The sequence below is a fragment of the Streptomyces sp. NPDC058773 genome (assembly GCF_042746015.1).
GTDB lineage: Bacteria > Actinomycetota > Actinomycetes > Streptomycetales > Streptomycetaceae > Streptomyces.
The window spans coordinates 79,218-103,595 of record NZ_JBHYPE010000016.1; the positions used below are offsets into that span (position 1 = coordinate 79,218).

Consider the following 24,378-nt stretch of genomic DNA (forward strand, 5'->3'; position numbering starts at 1 on the left):
TGCCCCTTTCGGTCGCCCCGGGCGGGGACGGGTGAGGTGGTCGGCTCGCGGTGTCGGGTGCGACGGGGTGGCTCACGGCGGCCGTACGTCCCCGGTCCGGCGGTCAGGCGGACCGGAAGACGAGGGCCGCGTTCTGGCCGCCGAAGCCGAAGGAGGTGCTGGCGGCGGCGGACAGCGGCGTGCGGCGCGGGGCCTTGGCCACGATGTCCAGGTCGATGTCGAGGTCGGGGTCCTCGTGGTTGGCGGTGGGCGGGATGGTGTCCTGCTGCAGGCTCATGACCGTGACGGCCGCCTCGATGGCGCCCGCCGCTCCGATGGCGTGGCCGAGCGCGCCCTTGAGGGAGGTGACGGCGGGGGGTTCGGCAAAGACGGTGCGCAGCGCGCGGGCCTCGGCGAGGTCGTTCAGGCGGGTTCCGGTGCCGTGCGCGTTGACATGGTCGATGTCCCGGGGCGTCAGCTCCGCGTCGGCCAGGGCCGCGGTGAGGGCGGCCGCGGCGCCCCGGCCCTCGGGGTCGGGGGCGGCGTAGTGGTAGGCGTCGCAGCTCGCCCCGTATCCGACCAGCTGTGCACGTGGGTTCGCGCCGCGGCCGCGAGCGTGCTCGGGGCGCTCCAGCACGAGGACGGCGGCGCCTTCGGAGAGCACGAATCCGTCGCGCGCGGCGTCGAAGGGGCGGCCGGCTGCCGCGGGGTCGTCGGTACGCCGGGACAGCGCGCCCATGCGGTGGAAGCAGGCCGCGGGGATGGGGTGGCGGGCGGATTCCGCGCCGCCGGCCAGCACGATGTCGCAGGTCCCGGCGCGCAGCAGATCGCGGGCGACGCCGAGGGCACTGCTGCCGGAGGCGCAGGCGGTGGAGACGGCGAAGTTGGGCCCCGTGGCGGTCAGATCGAGGGCGATTTCGGCGGCCGCCATGTTGGGCACGCTGCGGGTGATGGCGAGCGGCGAGATGTCCAGCGGGCGGCCTGCCGCGAGCTTGGCGAACTCGCCGGCATAGCGCTCCATGCTGCCGGTGCCCGTGCCGATGACCACTCCGACGCGTGCGGACTCCCAGTCGGTGGGGTCGAGGCCCGCGTCGGCGACGGCGTGCCGGGCGGCGAGCAGGGCCATGGCGACGAAGCGGTCCAGCCGCCAGGCGGCCTTCCGGCCGACCAGGCGTGCGGTGTCGAAGTCGGGCACCCGGCAGGAGATGTCCACCGGCAGTCCGGCCAGCCCCGGGTCCCGGGCGGCGGTGGACCGGCCGGTGAGCAGGGTGTCCCAGGTCGCCCGCACGCCGATCCCGGCCGGGCTGACCACGCCCAGGCCGGTGACGGCGACCTCACGGCACGGGCCGGGCATCAGCTGCCGCTGTTCGGCGCGGTGGTCAGGGCCTTGTCGGCCTCGCTGCGGTCCATCAGCGCGGCGAGTTCGCCGATGGTCGTCCGCATCGGGACGTCGTCCAGGGAGATCCCGGTGCGCTCCTGGAGCATCAGGCCCATCTCGACGAGCGCGAGGGAGTCCAGGCCCAGTTCCTCGAAGGTGCGCTCGGGGGTGACCTCGGCGGGGTCGAGGTCGAAGGTTTCGGTGAGGGTGCTGGTGATCAGCTCTGCACTGGTGGGCACGGGTGACTCCTTCGGTTGGGGTGGTGGGGCCGGCCGCCGCGGACGGGGCGCCGTCCCGGGGAGACGCGTCCCAGGGGTCGCCGCGGACGGGCACCGCAGGTCCGCGCGGCGGGAGCCCGGGGCACCGTGAGAGGTGGCGGTGCGGGCGGGGGGTTCATCGCGGCTCCAGACGGGCGGGGAGGCAGCCGGTGCGCAGGGGGCGGGCTCGCGGTCTACTGTCGCCGACCGGGTCCGCGGGCCAGGGACCTGAAGGCACCTCTGAACGAGTGACTTGTCGCTCTATAGCGCCGGGCGCTCTTCTTCCCTGGGTACCAGGTGCGGTCCGGGGAACCGGGCGCGGCCGTCCTCGTGGGCGCCGCCGGGACGGTCCGGCCGGCCGAGCCAGCGGGCGGCGGCCGCGGCGGTGAGCAGGGTGACGACTCCGGCGACGACGGCGGTGAGCGTCATGGCGTCGGTGAAGGCCCGGCGGGCGGCGGCCAGCACGCTGTGGCGCAGCGGGCCGGGCAGCCGCATCGCCTGGGCGGGGACGGACAGCATGCTGTGCCGGGCCGCCGCGGCCACGGGTGCGGGGGCGTGCAGATCGGTGAGGGAGGCGGAGAGCCGGGAGGTGAAGACGGCCGCGAGCAGGGAGCCCTGGACCGCCACCCCGAGGGCGGAGCCGACCTGGCGGGTGGCGTCGTTGATGGCCGAGCCGAGTCCGGCGCGTTCGGTGGCGACCGAGCCCATCACCGATTCGGTGGCCGCGGCCGCCACCAGCCCGGCGCCGACGCCCGCCACCAGCTGGAAGGCGGCGCAGTGCGGGTAGTCCGAGTCGGGGGTGGTGGTCGCCAGGATCGCGAAGCCGGCCGTCACCAGCGCCAGGCCGCCCACCACGGGGACCCGGCCGCCCAGCCGGGCCCGTACGGGCACCGCGCACACCGCGCCGAGCGCCAGTCCGGCCGGCAGCGGCAGGGTCCGCAGTCCGGCCTGCCAGGGGCTGAAGCCCAGCACACCCTGGAGGTAGAGGGTCAGCACGAACAGCGCCCCGAACATGGCGAAGGACATCAGCGCCAGGGCCGCCGCGGCCACGCCGATGGCCGGCACCCGCAGCAGGGACAGCGGGAGCATCGGGGCGGGCGTGCGCAGCTGCCGGTGGACGAAGGCGGCCAGCAGCACCGCGGCGGCGGCGAATCCGGTCAGGGCGGCCGGGCTGGTCCAGCCGCGGTGCGGGCTCTCGGTGATCGACCACACCAGGACCAGCAGTCCCGCGGCGGACAGGGCGGCGCCGGGCACGTCGAAGCCGCTGCGCCGCCGCGCATGGGACTCGGGGACCAGCAGCAGGGCCAGGGCGATGACGACCCCGGCCGGCGGCAAGTTGATCCAGAAGGCGGCGCGCCAGGAGAAGTGCTCCACCAGCCAGCCGCCGATGACCGGACCGCACAGCCCGCCCATGCCGCCGACCGCGGCCCACGCGGCGATCGCCCGGCTGCGCAACCGGGCCTCGGGGAAGAGATGGTGAAGGACCGCCAGGGTCGCCGGCATCAGCAGCGCGGCCCCGGCCCCCATGGTGCACCGCGCGGCGATCACCTGCCACGGCTGCGCGGCCAGCGCGCCGCCCAGGGAGGCGCCCGCGCAGGCCGCCACACCGCAGACGAAGGAACGCCGCCGGCCCCAGGCGTCGGTGAAGGCGCCCACGGCCAGCACCGTTCCGCCCAGGACCAGGGCGTAGCCGTCGACGATCCACTGGACCTGCGCGGTGGAGGTGTCCAGGCCGCTCTGCAGATCGGGCACCGCGACATTGAGGACCGTCAGATCCAGGCCGAGCATGAACAGCCCGAGGCACACCACGGCGGCCGCTGCCGCGCGGTGCGCGGGGGCGGCCCCGGGACGGGCCGGTGCGGCGGCCGTCATGCCGTCGCCACGGGGCGGTTGCGGGCAGCGTCCAGGGTCCCGGTGAGGTGGCCGACCAGGGCCTTCGTCTCCGTCTGCAGATAGGTGTGCCCGCCGGGGAAGAGCTGGGCCGGGGCGGGTGTGGTGACCAGGTCGTTCCAGGCCTTCAGGTCCGGTACGAGGGTGACGGGGTCGCCTTCGCCGCCGTAGAGGGCCAGCGGCACGTCGAGCGGTGGCTCGGGGTGGTGCCGGTAGTGCAGGAGCAGCAGACAGTCGGCCAGCAGTGGGGTGCAGGCGGCGGCCATCAGGCGGGCGTCGGCCAGCAGTTGGTCGGGGATCGGGCCGACGAGTTCGCGGATGCCGTCCAGCCCGGCGGTCAGCCGTGGGGGGAGGCCCGCGCTGTACGCGTCGAGGTGCGGCGCCGACAGCGAGGAGACCGCCAGCAGCGAGGGCAGCCGGCCGTGGGTGCGCCGCAGATGGCGGGTCGCCTCGTAGGCCAGCAGCGCGCCCGCGCTGTGTCCGAAGACCGCGAACGGGCGGGGGTCGGTCCAGTCGTCGAGCACCGCGGCGAGCCGGGCGCTGAGGTAGCCGGGGTCGGTCAGCGAGGGCTCGGCGGCGCGGGTGCCGCGGCCGGGCAGCGCCACGGAGCAGGGCTCGATCCACGACGGCAGCAACGGCGCCCAGCGCAGATAGCAGTCCGGTCCGGCCCCGGCGGGCGGCACGCAGTACAGGCGCAGCGCCGCCTGCGGACGGGCTGCCAGCACGACCCGCTCCGGCACCGCCGACGCCGTTGCCGACGGCGGCTCCGCTGTGAATCCGACACCCACGACACACGCCCTTCGCCTCGCGCTCCACTGACCGGGGCTCCGCCCGTGCGCGGCCGTCGCGCCCGGGGCATGCCGGCGGCGCGCCCGGCCGGCCGACGGGCCCGGAGAGGTCCGGCCGGGCACCGGTCCGGTGCCCACGCCGACCCTGCCCTCCGCCGCCCGCGCACTCCACACACCACGCACGGCGCCACCTCCCTCTGACACCAACGGCGGCAGCCGGGTCGCCGGGCCCGGCCGCTCGCGGGGCCTCAGCGCAGCGGGGGCACGTCGGGTGCGCCGGGTGTCCTCACCCCTCCTCGTCGAGCTCGAAGGTGCCGTACTCGGGCTTCCCCGCCCGCTCGTAGGCGCAGTACTGGACGCCCGCTTTGGTGGTGCGGGATTCCCTGAGCCGCCAGGCGGTGGGGGCGGCCCCCTCGGCGAAGAGCCGCTTGCCGGTGCCGAGGATCACAGGGTTGATCAGCAGCCGGTACTCGTCGACGAGGTCGTGCTGCTGGAGGGTGCGGATGAGGTCGCTGCTGCCCTGCGTCATGAGCACGCCGTCGAGCTGCTCCTTGAGGCGCGCGATGGCCTGTGCGGCGTCGCCCGTCAGCAGATGGGAGTTGTTCCACTCCAGGCTGTTCCGGGTGCGTGAGGCGACGTACTTGGGCATGGTGTTGAGCTTCACCGCGATCGGGTTGTTCTCGTCGGTGACGCGGGGCCAGTAGGTGGCGAAGATGTCGTAGGTCTTGCGGCCGAGCAGGAGGTGGTCGGCGGTCTGCTCGAAGATCCCGGTCATGAGGCCCATGAAGTCCTCGTCGACGTACGGGACCTGCCAGCCGCCGTGCGCGAAGCCCTTGTCGACGTCCTCGTTCGGGCCGCCGGGGGCCTGCATGACGCCGTCAAGGGTGACGAACGCGGTGACGATCAGTGTGCTCATGGTGGTGCCCTTCGGGTGCGGAATCCTCGGTCTCAGGGGTGACTCCCGGAGCGGCGGGAACTCATCGCTCGCCGCGCGATCGGCCGGTCCTGGGTACATACCATGACAAGTCGCCGCGGGCGCGGTACATCGGCGCCCGCGCCCGTCAGCCGGTGCCCTGACGGGGCTCCTTCGGCGCGAGGCAGAGGAACGCGAGCACGGCGGCCGTCAGATACGCCGCCGCGCCGGTGGCCATGGAGGTCCGCAGCCCGGCCGTGAAGCTGCCGGCCGCGGCCGGCAGGGAGCCGCCCAGCGCGACGCCCGCGGTGACTTGCGTGGTCCGGCGGCGCGCCGGGCGGCCGTCGGCATGCCCGCCGGGGCGCGCCCCCGGGCCGTGCGCCCGCGCGCGTCAGCGGCCGCCGTCGCGGGTCACTCCCGTGCCCGGACGTCGAGCCAGTCGCGGACCAACTCGTCGTTGGGTGATTCCAGCAGCGCGAAGTGATCGACCGGCAGCCGGTCCACGGCGTCGTCCGGCAGGATGTCCCGCCACTGGCCGAGGGCGCGTCCGCCCGTCCACGGCAGGTCGCCGCCGGCGTCGACCGCGGTCGGTCCACGGCGGGCGTAGTCGATCTCGCCCCCGGTGTCGCCCTGGAGGATGCGCACCGGCAGTCCGCCGGGCGGGCTCAGCTCGAAGCCGTCGAGAACCCGGGCATTGGATTCGTACACGGTCCAGGCGTCCTCGATCTCCTGCCGGCCGGCGTCCCGCGCCAGGGTCCCTGCGTCCTTGGCCGCCGCGGTGACCGCGGCCAGGTCGAACCCGCCGCGCTCGTCGGTGAACTGCTCGGCGGGCACCGGGATCGACCAGCCGACGCGGACGAAGATGTCGAACGCGTCCTGCACCCGCACCCGGTGGGCGCCGGGGTCCGGCGGGTCGAGGAGCAGGGCGCGCACCTTGTCGCCGCAGCGGTCGTACAGCCGGCGGGCGACCTCGTAGCCGAACACCCCGCCCAGCGAGAAGCCGGACACACAGATGGTGCCGAACCGGTCGACGTCATGCGCGAGCAGCACCTCGGCGAGCCCGTCGGCGAGCGCCGCCATGCCCTTGCCGGAGAGTTCGGGCGGGGTCTCCATGGCCCACACGGTGTCGTCGGCGGGCAGCAGCCGGGACAGCGACGCGTAGCGGGTGACCGCGCCGGACAGCGGCGGGAGGAAGACCCACAGCCGGTCGTCGCCCGCCGGACGCATCGGGACGAGGGTGGTGCCGGTGGTGTGGTGCGCGGTCGGTATCCCGTCCCGGCGGTCGGCCAGCAGCCGCGCCAGGGCGTCGAATCCGGGGGTCCGGTACAGCTCGGCGGCGCGCAGCCGCACGTCCAGCCGCGTGCGGATCCGGCTGATCAGCTCGATCGCCCGGACCGAGTTGCCGCCGGCCGCGAAGAAGCTCGTCGCCCCGTCCTGCGGCGGGCTGCCCAGCACCTGACGCCAGGCCAGCCGCAGCTGTGCGGTGACGTCCGCGGGATCGGCGTCCTCCTCGGCGGCCCCGTCCGGCCGGTGCTGTGCCCGGTCGGTCAGCGCCGCCCGGTCGACCTTGCCGCGCGAGGTCAGCGGGAACGCGTCGAGCACGGTGACCTGCGAGGGCACCATGTAGTCGGGCAGCACGGACGCGAGGTGCCGCACGAGGGCCGCTTCGGGGTCCTGGGGCGGCGCGAGTCCGCCGTCGAGCCGGACGAACGCGGCCAGCAGCCGGCTGCCGGCCCCGTCGAACGGCACGACCACCGCATCGAGGACGAAGTCCAGGGCCAGGAGCCGGGCGACGATCTCTCCGAGCTCCACCCGGAAACCGCCGTGCACCTTGACCTGGGCGTCGAACCGGCCGTGCAGGTCGTAGCCGCCGTCGGGCCGCGCGGTGGCCACGTCGCCGGTGCGATGGGACCACTCGCCGTCGAGCACACAGAACGCCGCCGCCGACGACGCCCGCCCCAGGTAGCCACGACCGACCGCGACGCCCTGGACGACCAGTTCGGACGCGTTGCCCTCCGTGTCGAGCGGTGCCAGCCGGAAGCGGACACCGTCGATCGGTGCGCCGATCGCGATGGGGTCGCCGGGCAACAGGTCCCGGTAGCAGACCACGACGGCCGTCTCCGTCGGGCCGTAGCCGTTCACCACACGGGTGCCGCCCGGCGCAACCTGCGCCCATGAGGCCACCGCAGCCCGGGTCGGCGCCTCGCCGCCGGCCATCACCAGCCGCAGGTCCGGTGCGAGGTGCGCGGCGGACCCGGCCAGTTCGGCGCCGAAGCGGTTGAACACACCCGTCGGCAGGCTCAGCACGGTGACCCCGAGCCGGCGGCAGTGGTGGAGGAAGTCCTCGGCGCCGCCGTAGACGAACGCCTCGTCCCGGAAGGCGAGTTCCGCGCCGACGGCCAGCGTGGTGCAGATCTGTTCGAGGGCGAGGTCGAAGGCGATCGAGGAGAAGAGCAGCCGGGTGTCGGCCGAGGTCAGGCCGTACCGGTCGATGGTGCGCCGGACGTGGTTCTCCAGGGCGGCCCACTCGATGACGGCGCCCTTGGGAACGCCGGTCGACCCCGAGGTGTAGCCGACGTACGCGGCGGGCGAGGTACGGCGGACCAGCCGTTCGTCCAGCGGCGGCCCCGGCCGCGGGCCAGGCGTCGGGCCCGCCTCGGTGAGCAGCGCGGCCGGCCGGCAGTCGTCGATGATCAGCTGCCTGCGGGCGTCCGGCAGATCCGGCTCCAGCAGTGTGAAGGCCGCGCCGACCCGGCTGACCGCGGCCATCGCGATCACGGTGTCGAAGCCGACCGGCAGATCGATGACCACCACCTGCTCCGCCGCGACGCCGAGCGCGCGCAGCCGGGTGGCCAAGGTGTCCACGGACCTGTTGAGTTGACGATACGTCAGTTTGTGCTCCCCGCAGGACAGCGCGGTCCTCTCGGGGCGGTCGCTCGCCTGCGCGGCGATCGCGGCGGACAGCAGGGCACCGGTTTTCGAAGTCATCAGACGTTCGCCTTTCGCGGACGGGGAGTCACGGAGGAACGAGGCATGCGGCGCCGTCCACGCATTGCTGAGGCTGCCGGGCAACCGATGCGGTCATGTGCGATGTTCCGCGCCACGGCATAGGAGAGGGTGCGGGGCTGCTTTCCGGGTGATGACCTCGTGTGCCCCCGACGCGCAAGCATTTTGCGCTTGCGGGACGCAAACGCTAGCAGATCGGCCTCAAGGAAGATCCAGTAGCGGTTCGGAGCACAGACCGCCCGGAACCGGCCCCCTACCCCTGATACCTGAGAGCTAGGCCGCAAGTACGCTCCCCGGCGGGACGTCGGCCAAGTACCGGGCTCCATAACGTCAATGCCGGAAGCACGACCGGCTTCCGGTACGGAAGGACCTTCCACATGGCGTCCCGCCCGCGCGGCAGCCGTTCGCTGCGCACCCTGCTCGCCGCTCTCGTCGTCACCTCGGTGGTGCTGCCCGTCTCGGGTGCGGCCCGTCCCGCGGCCGTCCCGGCACCTGCCCCCAGGGCCCTCGCCCCGCTGCGGGACGCCGGGCCCGGCTCACTCGCCGGGCGGTACGCCGTCAACCGCGCGGGCATCCGCACTGCGGAGCGGATGGCCGAGGGCCACGGTGACCGGGCACGGGCCCACGCGCTGCGCGAAATGGCCCGTCCGGAGCGGCAGTTCCTGTTCTTCGACGGCCGCGACGGAGGCCGTACCACCGAGGTCTTCGGCGATCTGGCACGGGCCGAGCGGATCGCCGTACTGGTGCCGGGCTCGGACACCAGCCTCGACCGGTACAAGCGTCTCCTCGACGGCGCCGTGGCGCTGCAGCGGGAGTTGGGCGGCCGGTCCGCCGTCGTCGCCTGGCTCGGGTACCGGACGCCGAGCACGGTGAGCCCGGAGGTCCTCACCCCCCGGCTCGCGGCGGAGGCCGCTCCCGGGCTGCGCGCCTTCACCGGTGCGGTGGCGGCGCTCCGGCCCACGGCCCGGATCTCGGTGCTCTGCCACTCCTACGCGGCCGTGGTCTGCGGCCGGGCCGCACCGGGGCTGGAGGCCACGGACCTCGTGCTGTTCGGCAGTCCCGGCGCGGGCGCCGACAGCGTCGCGGCGCTGCACACCCGGGCGACCGTGTGGGCCGGGCGGGGTGACGACGACTGGATCGCCGATGTGCCGCACGGGCAGGTCCACCTTCCGTTCGGGACGGTCGGGTTGGGGGCCGATCCGGTGGCACCCGGCTTCGGCGCCCGGGTCTTCCCGGCGGGCCCCGGAGGCCACAGCGACTATCTCAGGCCCGGTTCCGTGTCCCTGCGCAATCTCGCCCGGATCGTCTCGGGTCGGGCGCCCTCCGAGGGGAGTCGCCATGCGTGAGCTCATCAGGCGGATCGAGGCCGCGACGCCGGAGGACCGGGACCGCGGTGTGGACGCGTTGCGTGCGTTCGCCATGCTCGGGGTGATGCTCGGACACTGGCTGGTGACCGCCCTGGTCGCCGACAGCGGGCGGGTGCGCGCCGTCAGCCCCCTCGGCCTGCTGCCCCAACTCACCCCGGCCTCCTGGCTCTTCCAGACCTTGGCGGTGTTCTTCCTGGTGGGCGGCCGGATGGCGGCGCAGAGCTTCACCGCAGCGCGTGCCCGGGGCGGAACCTACCGCCGGTGGCTCGGGGCCCGGACGGCCCGGCTGTTCCGGCCGGTGGTGGCCGTACTGGTCGTCTGGAGTCTGGTGGCGGGCGGGCTGCTCGTCGCCGGGGCCGGTCTGGAGACCGTCGGCGCGCTGGGCGGACTGGCGCTGTCCCCGCTCTGGTTCCTGTTGGTCTTCGCGGTGCTGACGGCGGCGACTCCGCTGGTCGCCCGGCTGCATCCGCTGTGGCCGCTCGCCGTCGTCCTGCACATCGATCTGATCCGGTTCGGCCTGGGCGGGCCGGTCTGGCTCGGCTGGGTCAATGTGGCGGCCGGCTGGCTGGTGCCGTACTGCCTGGGTACGGCCTGGTCCCGGGGCGGGCTGCGGGGCCGGGCGACCGGATGGGTGCTGCTGCTCGGCGGCGCCGTCGCCACCGCCGCACTCGTCCTGTGGGGCGGCTACCCGGCCTCCATGGTCGGGGTGCCCGGTGCCGCCCTGTCCAACCTCAACCCGCCCACCCTCGCGGCCGCCACCTTCGGTCTGGCCCAGTGCGGGGCCGCGCTGCTGCTGCTCGGCCCGCTGCGGCGGCTGATGTGCCGCCCGGCGGTCTGGGCGGCGGTGGCACTGATGAACCTGTCGGCGATGACGCTGTTCCTGTGGCACCAGACCGCGATGATGGCGGTCACCGCGGTCGGACTGCTCACGGGCGGGTTCCTGCCCGGTCTGCACACCGTTCCCGACGGTGTGGGCTGGGTCGTCGCCCGGCTGGCCTGGCTCCCGGTGTTCGCGCTGGCGCTGCTGGTGTGCCGGTCGGCGTTCCACATGTACGAGCAGGGGCGGCGCGCCGGCAGCACGGTGGTGCGTACCGGACGTCCCGTGGAGGCCAGGGCGGTGCGGCGTGCTTAGGATGCACCCTGTGAGCCAGGGGGGCGGGAAAACCGGGGGGCCACGGCTGTGGGCGGCCGTGCGGCGGTATCCGCGTACCCTGCGCGAGGATTTGTGGACGGTGGCGCGGGACCCGCTGCCCAGGATGCGCTGGCTGGGCCGGCTGCCGCACGCCCATGTGGTGCTGGCCGCGGTGCTGCTGGGCTGGCTCAACGCGGTGCAGGGTGAAGGGTATTCCGGGCCGGCCACGATGACGGCCGTCCTGGTGCTCGCGGTGCTCCAATCGGGCGCCGTGGTCCTTGCACTGTCCCGTCCGGTGCCCGCCTGGTGGCTGTCGACGATCGCGCTCTTCCTGGCCAGGAACACCGGCACGCTCCAGGTCAGCCACGCTCCGCTGTGGTCCTGGAGCGTCCCGGGCACCGCCCTGCACGCCCTGGTGCTGCTCCTGCTCGCACTGCGGGTCCGCCCCCGCGCGGCGGCCGAGGCTCTGGTGCTCTCCCTCCTGGCGGCGGTGGCCGCGCTGGCGTTCCTGGCACCGGTACCGGAGGAGGCCCTCCTGCCGGGTGCGGCCACTCCGGTCCTCGAAACCTCCTCCCAGGACGTGACGGTCGCCCAGGAGGTCGTGATCTTCGTGCTCGCTGTGGTGGTGGGCACCTCGCTGCGAGGCCGCCGGGTGGCGCGTACCCAACTCGTCGAGCTGGAGGTGGTCACCGCCGAGGAGCGGGGCCGGCGCACGCTGCTGGAGGAGCGCAACCGAATTGCCCGGGAGCTGCACGATGTGGTCGCCCACCACATGTCGGTGATTTCGATCCAGGCGCAGGTCGGCCCGCATCTGGTCAAGGAACCCACCGACGAGCTCAAGGAGAACCTCGCGGGCATCCGCGGCAGCGCCGTCGAGGCGCTGACCGAACTCCGGCGGGTGCTGGGCGTGCTGCGCTCGGAGGACGCCCTGGCGGACGGGGTACGGCACGCCCCGCAGCCCACCCTCGCCCGGCTGGACGAGCTGGTCGGCCCGGTGCGCGGGGCCGGGCTCACGGTCAGCACCGAGGTCACCGGTGAGCCGCGCCCGCTGTCCCCGGGGGTCGAGCTGTCGGCGTTCCGTATCGTTCAGGAGGCGCTCAGCAACGCGATCCGGCATGCGCCCGGCGCGGAGGTGCGGGTGGCCATCGGGTACCGGTCCGGCGGTGTCACCGTCCGGGTCGCCAACTCCGCGCCGGTCAGGCCCACTCCGCCCTCACCGGGCGCCGGTCACGGTCTGCTGGGCATGCATGAGCGCACCACCATGCTCGGCGGCGAACTCGCCACCGGCCCCACCCCCGACGGCGGTTACGAAGTGACCGCGATTCTGCCCGCCCAGGCCGCGCGGCCTGCCGATCCCGAGCCCGGTGACCCTGCCCCATGACGACCATCCGCGTGCTGATCGCCGACGACCAGATGATGGTCCGGCAGGGCTTCACGGTGCTGCTCAACGCCGAACCCGATATCGAGGTCGTCGGCCAGGCCGTGGACGGTCTCGACGCCGTCGCCCAGGTCGGTCAGCTCGCGCCGGACGTCGTACTGATGGATGTGCGGATGCCGCGGCTCGGCGGTATCGAGGCGACCCGCCGGCTCACCGGACCGGACGGGTCCACCGTCAAGGTCCTCGTCCTGACCACCTTCGACCTCGATGAGTACGTCTATGAGGCGCTGCGCGCGGGTGCCTCCGGCTTCCTGCTCAAGGACGCCTCGGCGGACGAACTGGCCCATGCCGTACGGGTGGTGGCGGCCGGCGACGCGCTGCTCGCGCCAAACGTCACCAAGCGCCTCATCGCCGAGTTCTCCCGGGTCACCAGCTCGCCGCGCACCCCGCTCAAGGAGCGCGTCGGCGCTCTGACGGAGCGCGAGACGGAGGTGCTGTCCCTCGTCGCGCAGGGTCTGACGAACGGCGAGATAGCGGAGCGGCTGGTGCTGGCGGAACAGACCGTGAAGAGCCATGTGGGCCGGATCCTGCACAAGTTGGGCCTGCGCGACCGGACCCAGGCCACCGTCTTCGCGTACGAGACAGGGCTGGTCCGGCCGGCCGGTTACTGAGCCGCGCCCCGGGCCGGATGCCGAGCCGTCCGGCGGGCGCGTCGCCGCGGCCGGACCGGGCGGCCATCCTGCGGCCTGTGACGTCGCCCGGCATCGGCCCCGGGTACCCCTTCCCGCTCCGCCACGGGGCGGAGCGGGACCCGCCTGGGGAGCGATGCCCGGCGGCGCGGTGGACGGGACCGTGGTGAGCAGCGGGGATTCGACGCCCTGCCGCACCGGTTCCGGTGCCGACCGCATCCGCAGGAGGACCCCATGCCCCGCATCCGACGCCCGTTCGCGGTGGCCGCCGCTCTCGCCGTGTGCACCGCGACCGCGCTGATCCCCGGCACGACCGGTCCCGCCACAGCGGCCGGGACCGGGACCACGGCCGCCCGGCACACCGCCGACGAGCCGTCGCTCACGGGCTCCGCCAAGCTCGCGCGACAGCCCGGCGACAACGTGCACTTCCGCATCGCCGCCCGTGGCTTCGCCGGCGGGGCGCACGGGACGGTCTACGTCAGCCACCACATCGGCAAGGAGTGGGGCGGCTACTTCAAGGGCCGTATCGACTGCCTGCTGACCGGCGGGCCGACGGCCGTCGCCACCGGCGTCGTGACCGAGATGCGCTTCCGGAACGCACCGGGCATGCCGAAGATCGGGGACCTCAGGGGCAAGCGGTTCGGCTTCACCGTGCTGGACGACGGCAAGCAGGACCGGATGGGCTACAGCTGGGCGGTGGACGGCCTGCCGAAGAACAGCGTGGGCAAGTGCCTGAGTTCGGCACCGATCGAGACCCTGGAGAAGGGCGACTTCACCGTCCACCACTGGATGCCGCCGCGCGGGGCCGCCCGGCACTGAGGCACCGCCGCGGACCGGGCCGGGTGCCGAGGCGCCCGGCGCCTGGTGGTCGTGTCACGCCGGGGCCCGGCCCCGCCCCGGCGTCGCCCGCGGCTACAGCTGGAAGGAGTCGGCCAGGGTGTCGATCTGCGCGGCGAGCAGCGTCTGCGCCCGGTGTCCCATCCCGGCGTACTGACCGGACACCTCCAGGCTGACCGTGCCGTGCAGCTGCGACCAGACCAGCATCGCGCCGGCGAGGGCGGTCCCCGCGGCGTCGTCCTGCGGGGCCAGCCCGGTGTGCTGGGCCAGCCAGTCGGCGACGTCGCGCTCCTTGCGTACCCATGCGGCCGTCTCGTCGACGAGCGGCCGCAGCGCCTCGGCGGGGACACCCGCGGCGAACACCTTCAGGAAGGGCGCCAGGACGGCCCGCGCGCGCAGCAGGGTGTCGGGCGGCGCCGCGTATCCGGGCAGCGAGGTGCCCTGAACCAGCAGATAGCGGTGCGGCTGCTCGACGGCCCAGCCGAGGTAGGCGGCGGCGAGGGCGTGCAGGGCGGCGCGCGCACCGTCCGCCCGCACCGCACCGACCCGCCCGACGACCTGCGCCATGTCGTCGTAGGCATCCCGGATCAGCTCGTTCAGCAGGTCGTCCCGGCCGGCGAAGTAGCGGTAGAGGGCAGGGCCGGAGAGCCCCATGTCCTTGGCGATACGGGTGAGCGCGACGGCCTGGACGCCGCCCTCGGCGAGCTGCTGGAGCGCGGCCGCCTTGATCTCCGCGCGGTTCTGCTCGCGGTAGCGGGCCCGGGGGCTCCGTGCCTCGGCGGCCATGGTTCTCCTCCTGCGTTCGTGACGGATTCAAGCATGCGTGAAGGGTCATCGCTGATCCTAGCCAACCCATCTGTTGCGATACCTCATCACAAGAGTTATGGTCCCTAACAGAAGCGAGGGGCCAACGCTCGAAGCCCGGCCCGCTCGTCGTTCACCCGCGTTGCGGCCCCTCGGCCCGGAGAGAAGGAACGGCCATGTCTGTTGCCTCGGAATCGCTGCACGTCGTACTGGGCGCCGGCCCGGCAGGTACCACGCTCGCCGGTGAGCTCGCGCGCCGCGGCCACGCCGTACGGCTGGTCAGCCGCACCGCGCCGGCGAACGCCCCCGAGGGTGTCCAGCAGTTCACCGCCGACGTGAGCACGGCCGACGGGGCGCTGACCGCCGTCGCGGGCGCCGAGGTCGTCTACCACTGTGTGAATGTCGCCTATCACCTGCAGGTCGAGGTGATGCCCCGGGTCCAGTGCGCGGTGCTGGGCGCCGTCGAGGCGACCGGGGCGCGGCTGGTCGTCCTGGACACGCTGTATCCGTACGGCGAGACGCACGGTGAGGTGATGACGGAGGACACCCCGTGGCGGGCGACGAGCCGCAAGGGGCGGATGCGGGCGCTGTTGGACGAGCGCTATCTCGCCGCCGACGGTGCCGGGCGGGCCCGGGTCGTCCTCGGCCGGTCGGCCGACTTCGTCGGTCCCGGAGTGCTCAACTCGACGCTCGGCGGTGCGGTCTTCCCGTCCGCGCTCAGCGGCGGCGAGGTCCTCGCCATGGGCGATATCGATCTGCCGCACAGCTACACGGACATCCGGGACGTGGCGGCCGGGCTCGCCACGCTCGGCACGCACCCGGAGGGCGACGGCCGGGTCTGGCACCTGCCCACCGCGCCCGCCGTCAGCACCCGCGAGATCCACGCGATGATCGAGGGGCGGGTGGGGCGCCCGTTGCAGCGGGTGGTCCTCTCCGAACCCCGCCCCTTCGGGCCGTTCGACGCGGAGTTCATGGCGGAGTACGCGGAGATGTTCTACCAGCACACCGAGCCGCAGATCGTCGACTCCACGGCCTTCGAGCAGGCCTTCGGCGTCCGCCCGACTCCGCTGGACGAGACCCTGGACGCCACCGTCGAGTGGTACCGCGCGCTGCTGGCCGGCACCCGCAGCTGACCCGGCCCGGCCGGTGGCCGGCGCCGCACCTCACCGAGGGCCGACGCGTGGTGCGTCGGCCCTCGGTGCGCTCCGGCAGCGGTCAGTTGGCGCCGGGGGGCGTCGCGGACCAGGCGGTCACCTCCAGCTTGCCGCCGTCGACCGCGTTGTCGAACGCCACGACGCCGTGCGCGTTGCCGCCCGTCGGCGAGACCTGCAGATACTTGGCCTGGGCGGACGACGGCCCGGCGTGCGACCAGACCAGGTCCGCATAGGCGCTCTTGCCCGGCTTCAGGGTGACCTGCTGCACGCCCGGGTCCTTGGCGAAGTAGGTGTCACCGTGCTGCGCCCGGGTCTTCAGGGCCGTGTGCCCGGCCCCCTCCAGCGCGAGCCCCGGGTAGCCACTTATCGCGCACGTGCTGCCGCCGGTGTTGGTCACCCGCAGATAGGTGCCCTGGTGGTTCATTCCCGCCTGGCTCGAACCCGCGTCGGTGGTGGTGACCTTCAGCGTCCCCGGCGCGCACGCGGCGGCCGCGGCACCGGCCCCCGTAGCGCCCGGGGCACCCGCGGCGGAGGCCATCCCGGCGCTCGCGCCCGCGGCCAGCACGACGGCGGCCGCAACGGTGGCGGCGGTTCGCAGAGCACGCATCGACATCAGTCATCAACTCCCTCTTCTCCGGCACCCGGAGAACGTCATCGGCACGCCGGCCGGCCGCACCCCGGCTCCGCCCGCACCCCGGGAAGGGTTCGGGAGCGGACCGGGCCGGGCCGGGCAACCGGCCGGTGCACCCTCGTTCGTTTGTGCACCTCCCACCCTCGGCGCCGCCACTGATGATCGGCTAACGCCTCGCTAACACGGGACGCCCCGGAATGGCGGGAGTGCGAAGAGTGCCTGCAATGAGACGTATATGGGGAGTTGGGGGCCGGAGGGAGGCTTCTCGGGAGGGCCGGGGACGGTGCGCCGGAACCCGGTCCGAGCAGGCGTGCGATGCTGGGGCACTCCGGATCATGGCAAAAATTGGGGTGTACGGCAGCGTGCTGGCAGCGATACGTCGGACGGGGACGCACACCTGGGAGCGCTTCGCCGCATCCGACCCAGGGCTCCTGCGGCTGATGGCGGGACTGCGCACGGTCGGAGCCATCGTGCTCACCCTCGTCGTCCTGGCGCTGCTGCACACCGATGTGACGCTGATGGTCGCGGGCGCCATGACCGCCATGGTGGCCACCTTCGCGGTCAAGGAGAAGGAGGTACGCGGCCAGGCGGTCACGCTCGCGCTGGGCCTGCCCGTCGCGCTCGCCGCGATGTCGCTGGCGGCGCTGCTGCACACCCTGGTCGTCCCCGGCGATCTGTTCTTCGTCCTGCTGATCTTCGGCGCGGTCTACTGCCGGCGGTTCGGCGACCGCGGCACCGCGCTCGGGCTGATCGGCTTCCAGGTCTACTTCGTCTCGCTGTTCGTGCAGGCCACCGGCCCCGCCCTGCCAGGGCTGTATCTGACGCTGGGCATCGCCTTCGCCTGCAGCTCGGTCGTCCGGTTCGCGGTCGTCCCGGAGACCCCCACCCGCACCCTGCGGCGGCTGCGCGAAGCCTTCCGGGCGCGTCTGGCCCAACTGATGGCGACCCACTTGGAGCTGCTGGACGCCGGCTCCGACGACTTCGACGAGGTCGTGGACGACCTGCGGCGGCATACCGCCCGGCTGCACGAAGCGGCGCTGATGGTCCAGGGGCACCTGGAGGAGGGCACCCGGGACGCGGCCACGGCGGGGCTGGTGCAGCGCCGCGTCGCGGACGCCGAGATCGCCGCCGAGCGGCTGGGGATGCTGGTCCTCAACGCCCGCACCGCCGAGCGCGCGGACACCATCACCATGCATCTGCCGGACGCCCCGGTGCCGGCCACCGCCAAGCGGACGCGGACCGAGGACGACGCACTCGTCACCCTGCACCGGGATCTGAACGCGCTGCTGCTGCTGGTCGCCCGGCGCGCGCCCGACGACCGCGGCACCGCACTGGCCATGGTGCGCAACCGGCTGCTCGGCTACCGGGAGGAGGACAACCTGCCGCCCGCCTCGGCCGCCGTCCAGGACGTCTTCCGTGGCCTCGGTGAGACCGCTCGCGCCGTCCTGGGTCTGCGGCTGGCGCTGGACGGGCCGCAGGACGAGTCGGACGACTCCCCCGCCACCACGCGCTCGCGTGAGGAGTTCGACGCCGAGGACCTCTCGATCGTCGGGACCGACGAGAGCGAGGAACCGGAGGACGACCGTACCGGGCTCCAACGGCCCACCACCCGGGCCGCGTTCCAGGTCGCGGTGGGCTCGACGCTGGCCGTCATCGGCGGTGAGTTCCTGTCCAGCCAGCGCTGGTACTGGGCGGTGCTGACCTGCTGGGTGGTCTTCCTCAACACCGCGTCCACCGGCGAGATCATGGTGAAGGGCTACCGCCGGCTGGTCGGCACGGTCCTCGGCGTGGTCGCCGGTGTGGCGCTGGCCGGGCTGGTCGGCGACCACACCTGGGCCGCGTTCGCGCTGGTGCTGCTCTGCATCTTCGGGATGTGGTTCACCGCGCCGCTGTCGTACGCGCTGATGTCCTTCTTCACCACCGCGATGCTCGGGCTGCTCTACACCCTGCTCAACACCTACAGCCTCGACGTACTGGTACTGCGGATCGAGGAGACGGCACTGGGCGCGGCCTGCGGGATCATCGGCGCCGTGGTGGTGCTGCCGGTGCACACCGACCGCCGAACGGACGAGCTGCTGGGCACCGTACTGGTCCGGCTGCGCGACGTGGTGTCCGCCGCGGTGGAGCAGCTCAGCGGCGGGCCCGCCGTCGACCTGCTGGGCAAGGCGCGCGATCTGGACACCGCGCTGGACGAACTGCGCTCCTCCACCCAGCCGTTGACGCACCCGATCACCCCGCTCCGCGGCCGCCGGCGGACCGTCCGCTACCTGGTGGCGCTCCTGGAGACCTGTGCCTATCACGCCCGCTCCCTGGCGGCGACGGCGGAACTCGTGCCGTACAGCAGGACGGTCGCGGCCGATCCGCGGCTGGCCCGCGCCGGGCGGCGCATCGGCCAGAACATCGATCTGCTCGTCGCCCGGGTGCTGGAGGAGAGCACCGAGGGCGAGATCGATTCCGGTTTCAGCATCGCCGCGATGCTGGAAGCGGCCGGCTCGGGGGCGCTCCAGTCAGGCACCGTCACCTTCCGCGTGCTGCGGCATCTCCAGCGGCTCGACGAGGGTGTGGTGGGTCTGGCCCGTCCGCTCGATGTACCGGTGGCCGGGCCCAGGGGGGGGCAAGGCCGGCTGAGCGGCGCCGGGCGGTGGTCTTGCGCCCCGGTCCGTGCAGGTCACCCGTCGAGGGCCCCGGAGTCGTGCCGCGCGAGCACCGCCCGCTCCTCCTCCGGGGTGTAGCCGACCTGTAGCGGCGGCTCACCCCGCCCGCGGTCCCAGGCCAGGACGTCGGCCGCGGTGACCGCCAGCGGGGTCGCGGGCAGGCCCGCCACGCGGGCGCGCGCCGGACTGCGCTGCTGTGTCGACCGGTCCGGCCGGACGAGCGGGAACAATGGCGGCCGCCCCTCGGACGACACCGGAACGATCTCGATCTCGCTGCCCGCCGCCCGCGCACAGGTCTCGATGAGCCCGCCGAGGGTGGTCGGCTCGTCCGGCCCCACCGCGTGGAACGCACCGGGACGCCCGTCGGCCAGCAACTGCACCACCAGCCGGGCCAGATCGCGCGCGTCGATGACCTGCACCGGCTGCCCGGGGTCGGCGGGCAGTGCCACCCGCCCACCGCGAGCGGCCCGGCGTACCCAGTAGGTGAAGGTGTCCTGGGCGTCGTGCGGCCCGGCCACCTTTCCCGGCCGTACGACCGTCGCCCGCGCGCCGTACCGGGCCACCACATCGTCCTCGCAGGCCACCTTGAGCGGGCCGTAGGTGTCCTCGCTGAGCTGCTCGGTGTGCCGCACGGGCGGCCGGCGCGGGGCGTCCTCGGTCGCTCCCGGGCCCACCCCCGCGCGCTGGTAGACCGCGTGGCTGGAGACGAACAGATACCGCCCGGCCCGGTCCTCCAGCGCGTCCATCGCCTGCCCGACGTGCCGCGGCACATAGCCGCTGACATCCACGACCGCGTCCCAACTGCCGTGGCGCAGCGCCGTGTAGTCACCGGTCTCCCGGTCACCGATGAGCCGGGGCACCCCGGGGAACAGCTCGGTCCCGGTCCTCCCCCGGCCGAACAAGGTCACCTCCGCGCCGGTCCGCAGGGCATCGTCCACGATGGCGCGGCCCACGAACTGTGTCCCGCCCAGTACCGGAATCCGCATGGTCCTCGACGCTACCGACGATTACGGCACGAGGCGGGCGGCGGGCGGCGGGCGGCGGGCGGCGGGCCGGAAAATGATGTGCGGATCAGGTATCCGGTTGACAGGATGGGATCATGAGTTCTCAGCACGACCCCGCCCCCTGCGCAACCGGCCGGATCACCACACCCGTCACCGCCGAACTCCTGCGCGGTGCCCTCGACCTGGAGCACACCGGGCACGGCATCCTTCCCCACCGGCTGCCCGCCCGCGCCCGCGCCCAGTGCGCCGACGGGCAACTGGCCATGGCGGAGGCCCAGCCGTCGGGCGTCCGGCTGGTGTTCCGCACCCGCGCCACCGTCATCGAGGTGGACGCGCTGCGTACGAAGAACGCCTACCAGGGCGCGCCGCCCCGCCCCGACGGCGTCTACGACCTGTTCGTCGACGGGAAGCTCACCGGGCAGGCCGGGGTGAGCGGCGGCAACGTGCTGATGATGGATATGGCCACCGGCACCGCGGAGACCCGCCCCGGCCCGCCCGGCACCGCGCGGTTCACCGGTCTCCCCGACCGCGTCAAGGACGTCGAGATCTGGCTGCCGCACAACGAGATCACCGAGCTGATCGCGCTGCGCACCGATGCCCCCGTCGAGCCCCTCCCGGAGGGGGGCCGCAAGAAGTGGCTGCACCACGGCAGTTCGGTCAGCCACGGTTCCAATGCCGCGAGCCCCAGCGCCACCTGGCCCGCGCTGGCCGCCGCCGTCGGCGGGGTGGAGCTGACCAACCTCGGGCTGGGCGGTGGCGCCCTGCTCGACCCGTTCACCGCCCGAGCGATACGGGACACCCCGGCGGACCTGATCAGCATCAAGATCGGCATCAACCTGGTCAATGCCGACCTGATGCGGCTGCGCGCCTTCGGGCCGGCGGTGCACGGTTTCCTCGACACCATCCGCGAGGGCCACCCGACCACTCCGCTGCTGGTCGTCTCTCCGATCCTGTGCCCCATCCACGAGGACACCCCCGGCCCCAGCGCACCGGACTTCAGCGAGCTGGCCGCGGGCGAGCTCCGGTTCCAGGCCGCGGGCGACCCCGCGGAACGGGCCGCCGGAAAGCTGACCCTCAACATCATCCGGGACGAACTGTCCCGCCTCGTGCAGCAGCGCGCGGCCGACGACCCCCACCTGCACCACCTCGACGGCCGCGCCCTCTACGGCGAGGCGGACGCCGCCGAACTCCCGCTGCCCGACCGCCTCCACCCGGACGCCGCCACCCATCGCCGCATCGGCGAACGCTTCGCCGCCCTGGCTTTCGGTGCCGACGGCCCGTTCGCGGGCGAGCGGGCCCGGAGCGTGTCCGCCTAAGTCTGGCGCCCGACCCACGTAAGGGGAACGTCGTCCGTCGGCGCCTGGATGAGCACACGTGCGGGAATCGCGACGATCTTCTCCGCCTTCGCGTCGGTGTCATCGACCTTCTGAACGATGTATCCGGTGTACCACCCGGCGTTCGCATGCGCCTGGAACGCTGCACCGGCCACATCGTTCGGGACGGAGAAGTCCCTGCGCTGCTCGTCCACGCTCGCCCACTTCTTCGTGGTCTCGGTCGACTGGTTGTACTCGAAGCTGCCCTCCAGGCTGCCGCCCTTGTTCTCCGGCGAGGCGTTGAAGGTGAGCTTGCCGCCCGCCTTCCAGCCACTGACCTCTTTTTCTTCCGTGCCGATGCTGACATTCGTCACGTAGGTGAGATGCGTCCCGCCGGGGACCCGGTCCGTGGTCTTCATCACCGGGTATTTCTTGTCGATCTTTCCCACAAAGCCACAGGTCAGTTTGTGGTTCTGCTTCGCGAGCAGGTCACTTGGCTGACCGCAGATGGACTTCGCATCCCAGTTGCCCAGCCAGCCGGGGTCCTTGTCCTCCTTACTGCTCGGGCGTTCTTCCGTGCCGAAATTCTCGGCATCAGGGGTGGAGGTGAAGCCGTTCAGCATCTGCTGGGCATCCTGGACCGCCTGGTCGGGCGTATAGCCCGTCTTCTTCACGTCTTCGAGCGTGATTTCCTTGGCGTCCTGGCCGGTGACCGGGTAACCCTGGACGGCCGCGGTGTCCTTGAGGGGCGCGAACGTACTGATGTAGTCGATGACCTCCTGGTCGCTCTTGTAGAAGGGGGTCGTACTGTCGGCCGCCCAGGCCGTGGTGGCGTGGGCGCCGGCCAGCGGGACCGCGACGAGCGCGGTCACGGCGACGAGGGCCGCACGCCGGCCCCGCCCTGCCAATGGCTCACTCCGGGACGTGCGGGCCGAGTGTGTTCTGTCGTGTGACATCTCTTCTTCCTCCCTTGCGCCGGGTGGCCGATGCACCGGCCTGTTCCCGAACTCGCCCGAAGATTGCGGTAAGGAGATTTCCCTGCCTCGGGCACATAGGGAGAGCGCGGCTGCTCAGCGCGGGTTCCCCGGACTTCCCGGTAACTTCCGCAGGGTGTCGCGAGTTGCCACTACGACCTCGAATGGCGAATGCCGTATCTGTCGGATGGCCTACGCCTCAGGTATGGCCTTTCCCGGTGAGATGCCCGGCGCATACTGCAGTTCAGCCGGCGGAATTCCGGCGGACAGACACCTGGAGGGAAGAAATCCGCCACCGGAAAAAACAAGACCCTCTCGGGCAGCTCCTCCGCCTAAAGGCAGAGGAGCGTGAGATGCCCGAGAGGGAGGAAAGCGCGGAAAGGCGGCTGAGGGCGCGCCGGGACCGCAGTCAGGAGGCGCCGTCGCCCGCCTCCGTGCGGCAGTCGGGGTGTCCCCAGCCGTCCGGGTTCTTGGCGATGGTTTCGCCCGCCGTGTAGGAGCGGCCGCAGCGGCAGCGGCCGGGGAACTTGGCCTTGAGGGTCCGCGTCGAGCTTCCCGTGGTGCGTCGCTGGGGCGCGGAGGCCTTCTTCGCCGCGGGGCCGTTGGTCCGGCGGCGGGTGCCGGCGGGCCGTACGGTGTCGGGGGCCGCCGGCGGCTCCGGGGAGCCGAGTGCGCTGCCGGCGGCTTCCTGAAGGGTCGCGGACTGGCTCGCGGCACGGTCGGCGAAGTCGTTGAGCGGATCGCCGTCCACCTGGTGCGCGGGGACGTACCGGAACTCCACGGAGCGGCCCGTGAGCAGCGCGTCGATGGCGACGACCAGTTCCTGGTTGGCTACCGGCTTGCCGGCGGCCGTCTTCCAGCCCTTGCGCTTCCAGCCGGGCAGCCAGGTGGTGACGGCCTTCATCGCGTACTGGGAGTCCATCCGGATCTCCATCGGGACGGCCGGGTCGGTGGCTGTCAGCAGACGTTCCAGTGCCGTGAGTTCCGCGACGTTGTTCGTCGCGGTGCCCAGCGGCCCGGCCTCCCACCGGACGACGGTTCCGGCACCGTCGGCGATGACCCAGGCCCAGCCCGCGGGCCCGGGGTTTCCTTTCGAGGCGCCGTCACAGGCGGCGATCACGCGTTCAGCCATGGGCGCGATCATGCCAGGCGACGGCCCGCCGCGCGAAGCCGCCTCCGCGGGCCCGCCCCTGCGGCCGCCCCGCTCCGGCGTGCGCATCCACGGTCGACCGGACGGACGCGCGCCTGGCCGCCGGTGTGCCCGTCCGGGACTGATCCGGGTCAGTTGCCGGCTTCCTTCTCCGGGCGGAGTTCGCTGGGCCGGACGATCACGAAACCCTCACCGTCGAGGCGGAGCTGGACGGCCTCGCCGGAGCCGCCGCGGAGCATCGAGCCCAGGCTCTGCGAACGCTGCAGGGAGGTCTGCAGCGTGCTGCTCCAGCCGACCACGGCGTCGGTGTCGACGAAGACCGGGGACTGCGGGGACACGGGTATGACGATGGGGTTGCCCTCACAGATCACGCCCAGCTTGCCCTGGCCGCTGAAGACGGAGTTGAAGAGCCCGCCGCCGGCCATTCCGGCACCCTTGACGACCTTGATCTCATAGGAGAGGGACGGGTCGAAGCACAGCACGTTCCGGCCGTTGACGGTGAGGGAGTCGCCGGGGGCGAGGTCGACGATGAAGCAGTTCGCGGCCTCGTGCGCGAACCACACCTCACCGCGGCCCCGAACGGCCATCAGCGCCAGCCCCTCGCCGGTGACCGCGCGCTTGAGGAAGTTACCGATGCCCTGCCCCTGCTTCTCGAACTGCAGGTCACCGCGGTACGCGACCATCGCGCCCTGCCGGGCGTAACACTCCCCGTCCAGCGCGTACTTGAGCGATTTGGCGTTCTGCTGCGTCATCCCGGGTGCGGTGGCCGGTGCGGCCATGTTCTCCGACGCGAAAAGGTCACTGTTCATGGCCGGCATGCTATCCAGGGCATTGCCGGGAGCACCGGAAAGCCTACGGCGGCGGGTACCAGCGGGCCACGGCCGCCCCGCGCACCGCGCACCGCGCCGGACACCGTCCCCGGGCGACGGCCGAAACCGGATCACGTGCTCGCGTGCTTGTAAACAATGGGACACAAGAACACTCAAAATAGGTAAACCGCAGCAGTCGCGCTCAGCGTGCTCTAGCGTCACGTCCGACACGGGGGCGGTTGTGTGGCCGGGGGGGCTCCAACCGCACCGG

The 24,378-nt window shown here is 73.0% G+C and carries 20 protein-coding genes; 8 read left to right on the forward strand and 12 right to left on the reverse strand.

Translation table 11 applies throughout. The features are described from left to right. Positions 1-103: 103 nt before the first annotated feature. From ACFW5B_RS16795 to ACFW5B_RS16820, 6 genes are all read right to left on the reverse strand, one after another. Positions 104-1,333, reverse strand: coding sequence for a beta-ketoacyl-[acyl-carrier-protein] synthase family protein (locus ACFW5B_RS16795; RefSeq protein ID WP_386439537.1), 1,230 nt, complete (start codon positions 1,331-1,333; stop codon positions 104-106). Further along, entirely contained in the window at positions 1,333-1,596 is a 264-nt protein-coding gene (locus tag ACFW5B_RS16800) for an acyl carrier protein (RefSeq protein WP_386439539.1), read from the reverse strand. Before ACFW5B_RS16800 ends, ACFW5B_RS16795 begins: the two co-directional genes overlap by 1 nt. A 279-nt stretch (positions 1,597-1,875) precedes the next feature. Further along, positions 1,876-3,486 carry an MFS transporter gene (locus ACFW5B_RS16805; RefSeq protein WP_386439541.1) on the reverse strand — a complete coding sequence of 537 codons (1,611 nt, stop codon included), beginning with the start codon at positions 3,484-3,486 and terminating at the stop codon, positions 1,876-1,878. Then, positions 3,483-4,292 carry a thioesterase II family protein gene (locus ACFW5B_RS16810; protein ID WP_386439543.1) on the reverse strand — a complete coding sequence of 270 codons (810 nt, stop codon included), beginning with the start codon at positions 4,290-4,292 and terminating at the stop codon, positions 3,483-3,485. Before ACFW5B_RS16810 ends, ACFW5B_RS16805 begins: the two co-directional genes overlap by 4 nt. Positions 4,293-4,578: 286 nt before the next feature. Beyond that, positions 4,579-5,208 carry a dihydrofolate reductase family protein gene (locus ACFW5B_RS16815; RefSeq protein WP_386439545.1) on the reverse strand — a complete coding sequence of 210 codons (630 nt, stop codon included), beginning with the start codon at positions 5,206-5,208 and terminating at the stop codon, positions 4,579-4,581. A gap of 408 nt (positions 5,209-5,616) precedes the next feature. Then, positions 5,617-8,193 carry an AMP-binding protein gene (locus ACFW5B_RS16820; RefSeq protein WP_386439547.1) on the reverse strand — a complete coding sequence of 859 codons (2,577 nt, stop codon included), beginning with the start codon at positions 8,191-8,193 and terminating at the stop codon, positions 5,617-5,619. Between the two features lie 395 nt (positions 8,194-8,588). On the opposite strand from ACFW5B_RS16820, the gene ACFW5B_RS16825 reads away from it, so the two are divergent. The 5 genes from ACFW5B_RS16825 to ACFW5B_RS16845 all read left to right on the forward strand — a co-directional run bounded on the left by ACFW5B_RS16825 (position 8,589) and on the right by ACFW5B_RS16845 (position 13,596). After that, positions 8,589-9,557, forward strand: coding sequence for an alpha/beta hydrolase (locus tag ACFW5B_RS16825; RefSeq protein ID WP_386439548.1), 969 nt, complete (start codon positions 8,589-8,591; stop codon positions 9,555-9,557). Further along, on the forward strand, positions 9,550-10,710 hold the full coding sequence (locus ACFW5B_RS16830) for an acyltransferase (RefSeq protein WP_386439550.1): 1,161 nt from the start codon (positions 9,550-9,552) through the stop codon (positions 10,708-10,710). The genes ACFW5B_RS16825 and ACFW5B_RS16830 overlap by 8 nt, the downstream gene beginning before the upstream one ends. Position 10,711: 1 nt before the next feature. Next, positions 10,712-12,091 (forward strand): sensor histidine kinase, encoded by a 1,380-nt coding sequence (locus ACFW5B_RS16835; RefSeq protein ID WP_386439552.1) that lies wholly within the window; start codon positions 10,712-10,714, stop codon positions 12,089-12,091. Beyond that, positions 12,088-12,759 carry a response regulator gene (locus ACFW5B_RS16840; RefSeq protein ID WP_386439553.1) on the forward strand — a complete coding sequence of 224 codons (672 nt, stop codon included), beginning with the start codon at positions 12,088-12,090 and terminating at the stop codon, positions 12,757-12,759. The genes ACFW5B_RS16835 and ACFW5B_RS16840 overlap by 4 nt, the downstream gene beginning before the upstream one ends. A 252-nt stretch (positions 12,760-13,011) precedes the next feature. Next, positions 13,012-13,596, forward strand: coding sequence for a hypothetical protein (locus tag ACFW5B_RS16845; RefSeq protein ID WP_386439555.1), 585 nt, complete (start codon positions 13,012-13,014; stop codon positions 13,594-13,596). Between the two features lie 93 nt (positions 13,597-13,689). On the opposite strand, the gene ACFW5B_RS16850 is transcribed toward ACFW5B_RS16845, so the two are convergent. Next, on the reverse strand, positions 13,690-14,400 hold the full coding sequence (locus tag ACFW5B_RS16850) for a TetR/AcrR family transcriptional regulator (protein ID WP_386439557.1): 711 nt from the start codon (positions 14,398-14,400) through the stop codon (positions 13,690-13,692). 194 nt (positions 14,401-14,594) lie between these two features. Here ACFW5B_RS16850 and ACFW5B_RS16855 point away from each other — a divergent pair, with 194 nt between their 5' ends. Beyond that, entirely contained in the window at positions 14,595-15,551 is a 957-nt protein-coding gene (locus tag ACFW5B_RS16855; protein ID WP_386439558.1) for an NAD-dependent epimerase/dehydratase family protein, read from the forward strand. Positions 15,552-15,633: 82 nt separating this feature from the next. Here ACFW5B_RS16855 and ACFW5B_RS16860 read toward each other — a convergent pair whose 3' ends face one another. Beyond that, on the reverse strand, positions 15,634-16,185 hold the full coding sequence (locus ACFW5B_RS16860) for a DUF4232 domain-containing protein (RefSeq protein WP_386439559.1): 552 nt from the start codon (positions 16,183-16,185) through the stop codon (positions 15,634-15,636). Between the two features lie 353 nt (positions 16,186-16,538). On the opposite strand from ACFW5B_RS16860, the gene ACFW5B_RS16865 reads away from it, so the two are divergent. Beyond that, positions 16,539-18,935: an FUSC family protein gene (locus ACFW5B_RS16865; RefSeq protein ID WP_386439560.1), complete on the forward strand. Its 2,397-nt coding sequence runs from the start codon at positions 16,539-16,541 to the stop codon at positions 18,933-18,935. On the opposite strand, the gene ACFW5B_RS16870 is transcribed toward ACFW5B_RS16865, so the two are convergent. After that, positions 18,872-19,843 (reverse strand): NAD-dependent epimerase/dehydratase family protein, encoded by a 972-nt coding sequence (locus ACFW5B_RS16870; protein ID WP_386439561.1) that lies wholly within the window; start codon positions 19,841-19,843, stop codon positions 18,872-18,874. The genes ACFW5B_RS16865 and ACFW5B_RS16870 overlap by 64 nt on opposite strands. 113 nt (positions 19,844-19,956) lie before the next feature. Here ACFW5B_RS16870 and ACFW5B_RS16875 point away from each other — a divergent pair, with 113 nt between their 5' ends. Further along, positions 19,957-21,177 (forward strand): SGNH/GDSL hydrolase family protein, encoded by a 1,221-nt coding sequence (locus tag ACFW5B_RS16875; protein WP_386439563.1) that lies wholly within the window; start codon positions 19,957-19,959, stop codon positions 21,175-21,177. Here the strand turns inward: ACFW5B_RS16875 and ACFW5B_RS16880 are convergent. From ACFW5B_RS16880 to ACFW5B_RS16890, 3 genes are all read right to left on the reverse strand, one after another. Next, entirely contained in the window at positions 21,174-22,046 is an 873-nt protein-coding gene (locus tag ACFW5B_RS16880) for a hypothetical protein (RefSeq protein ID WP_386439565.1), read from the reverse strand. The two genes, ACFW5B_RS16875 and ACFW5B_RS16880, sit on opposite strands and share 4 nt — an antisense overlap. 511 nt (positions 22,047-22,557) lie before the next feature. Next, positions 22,558-23,292 carry a ribonuclease H gene (locus tag ACFW5B_RS16885; protein ID WP_386439567.1) on the reverse strand — a complete coding sequence of 245 codons (735 nt, stop codon included), beginning with the start codon at positions 23,290-23,292 and terminating at the stop codon, positions 22,558-22,560. A 137-nt stretch (positions 23,293-23,429) separates the two neighbouring features. Next, positions 23,430-24,107, reverse strand: coding sequence for an AIM24 family protein (locus tag ACFW5B_RS16890; protein WP_386439569.1), 678 nt, complete (start codon positions 24,105-24,107; stop codon positions 23,430-23,432). Between the last annotated feature and the right edge of the window lie 271 nt (positions 24,108-24,378).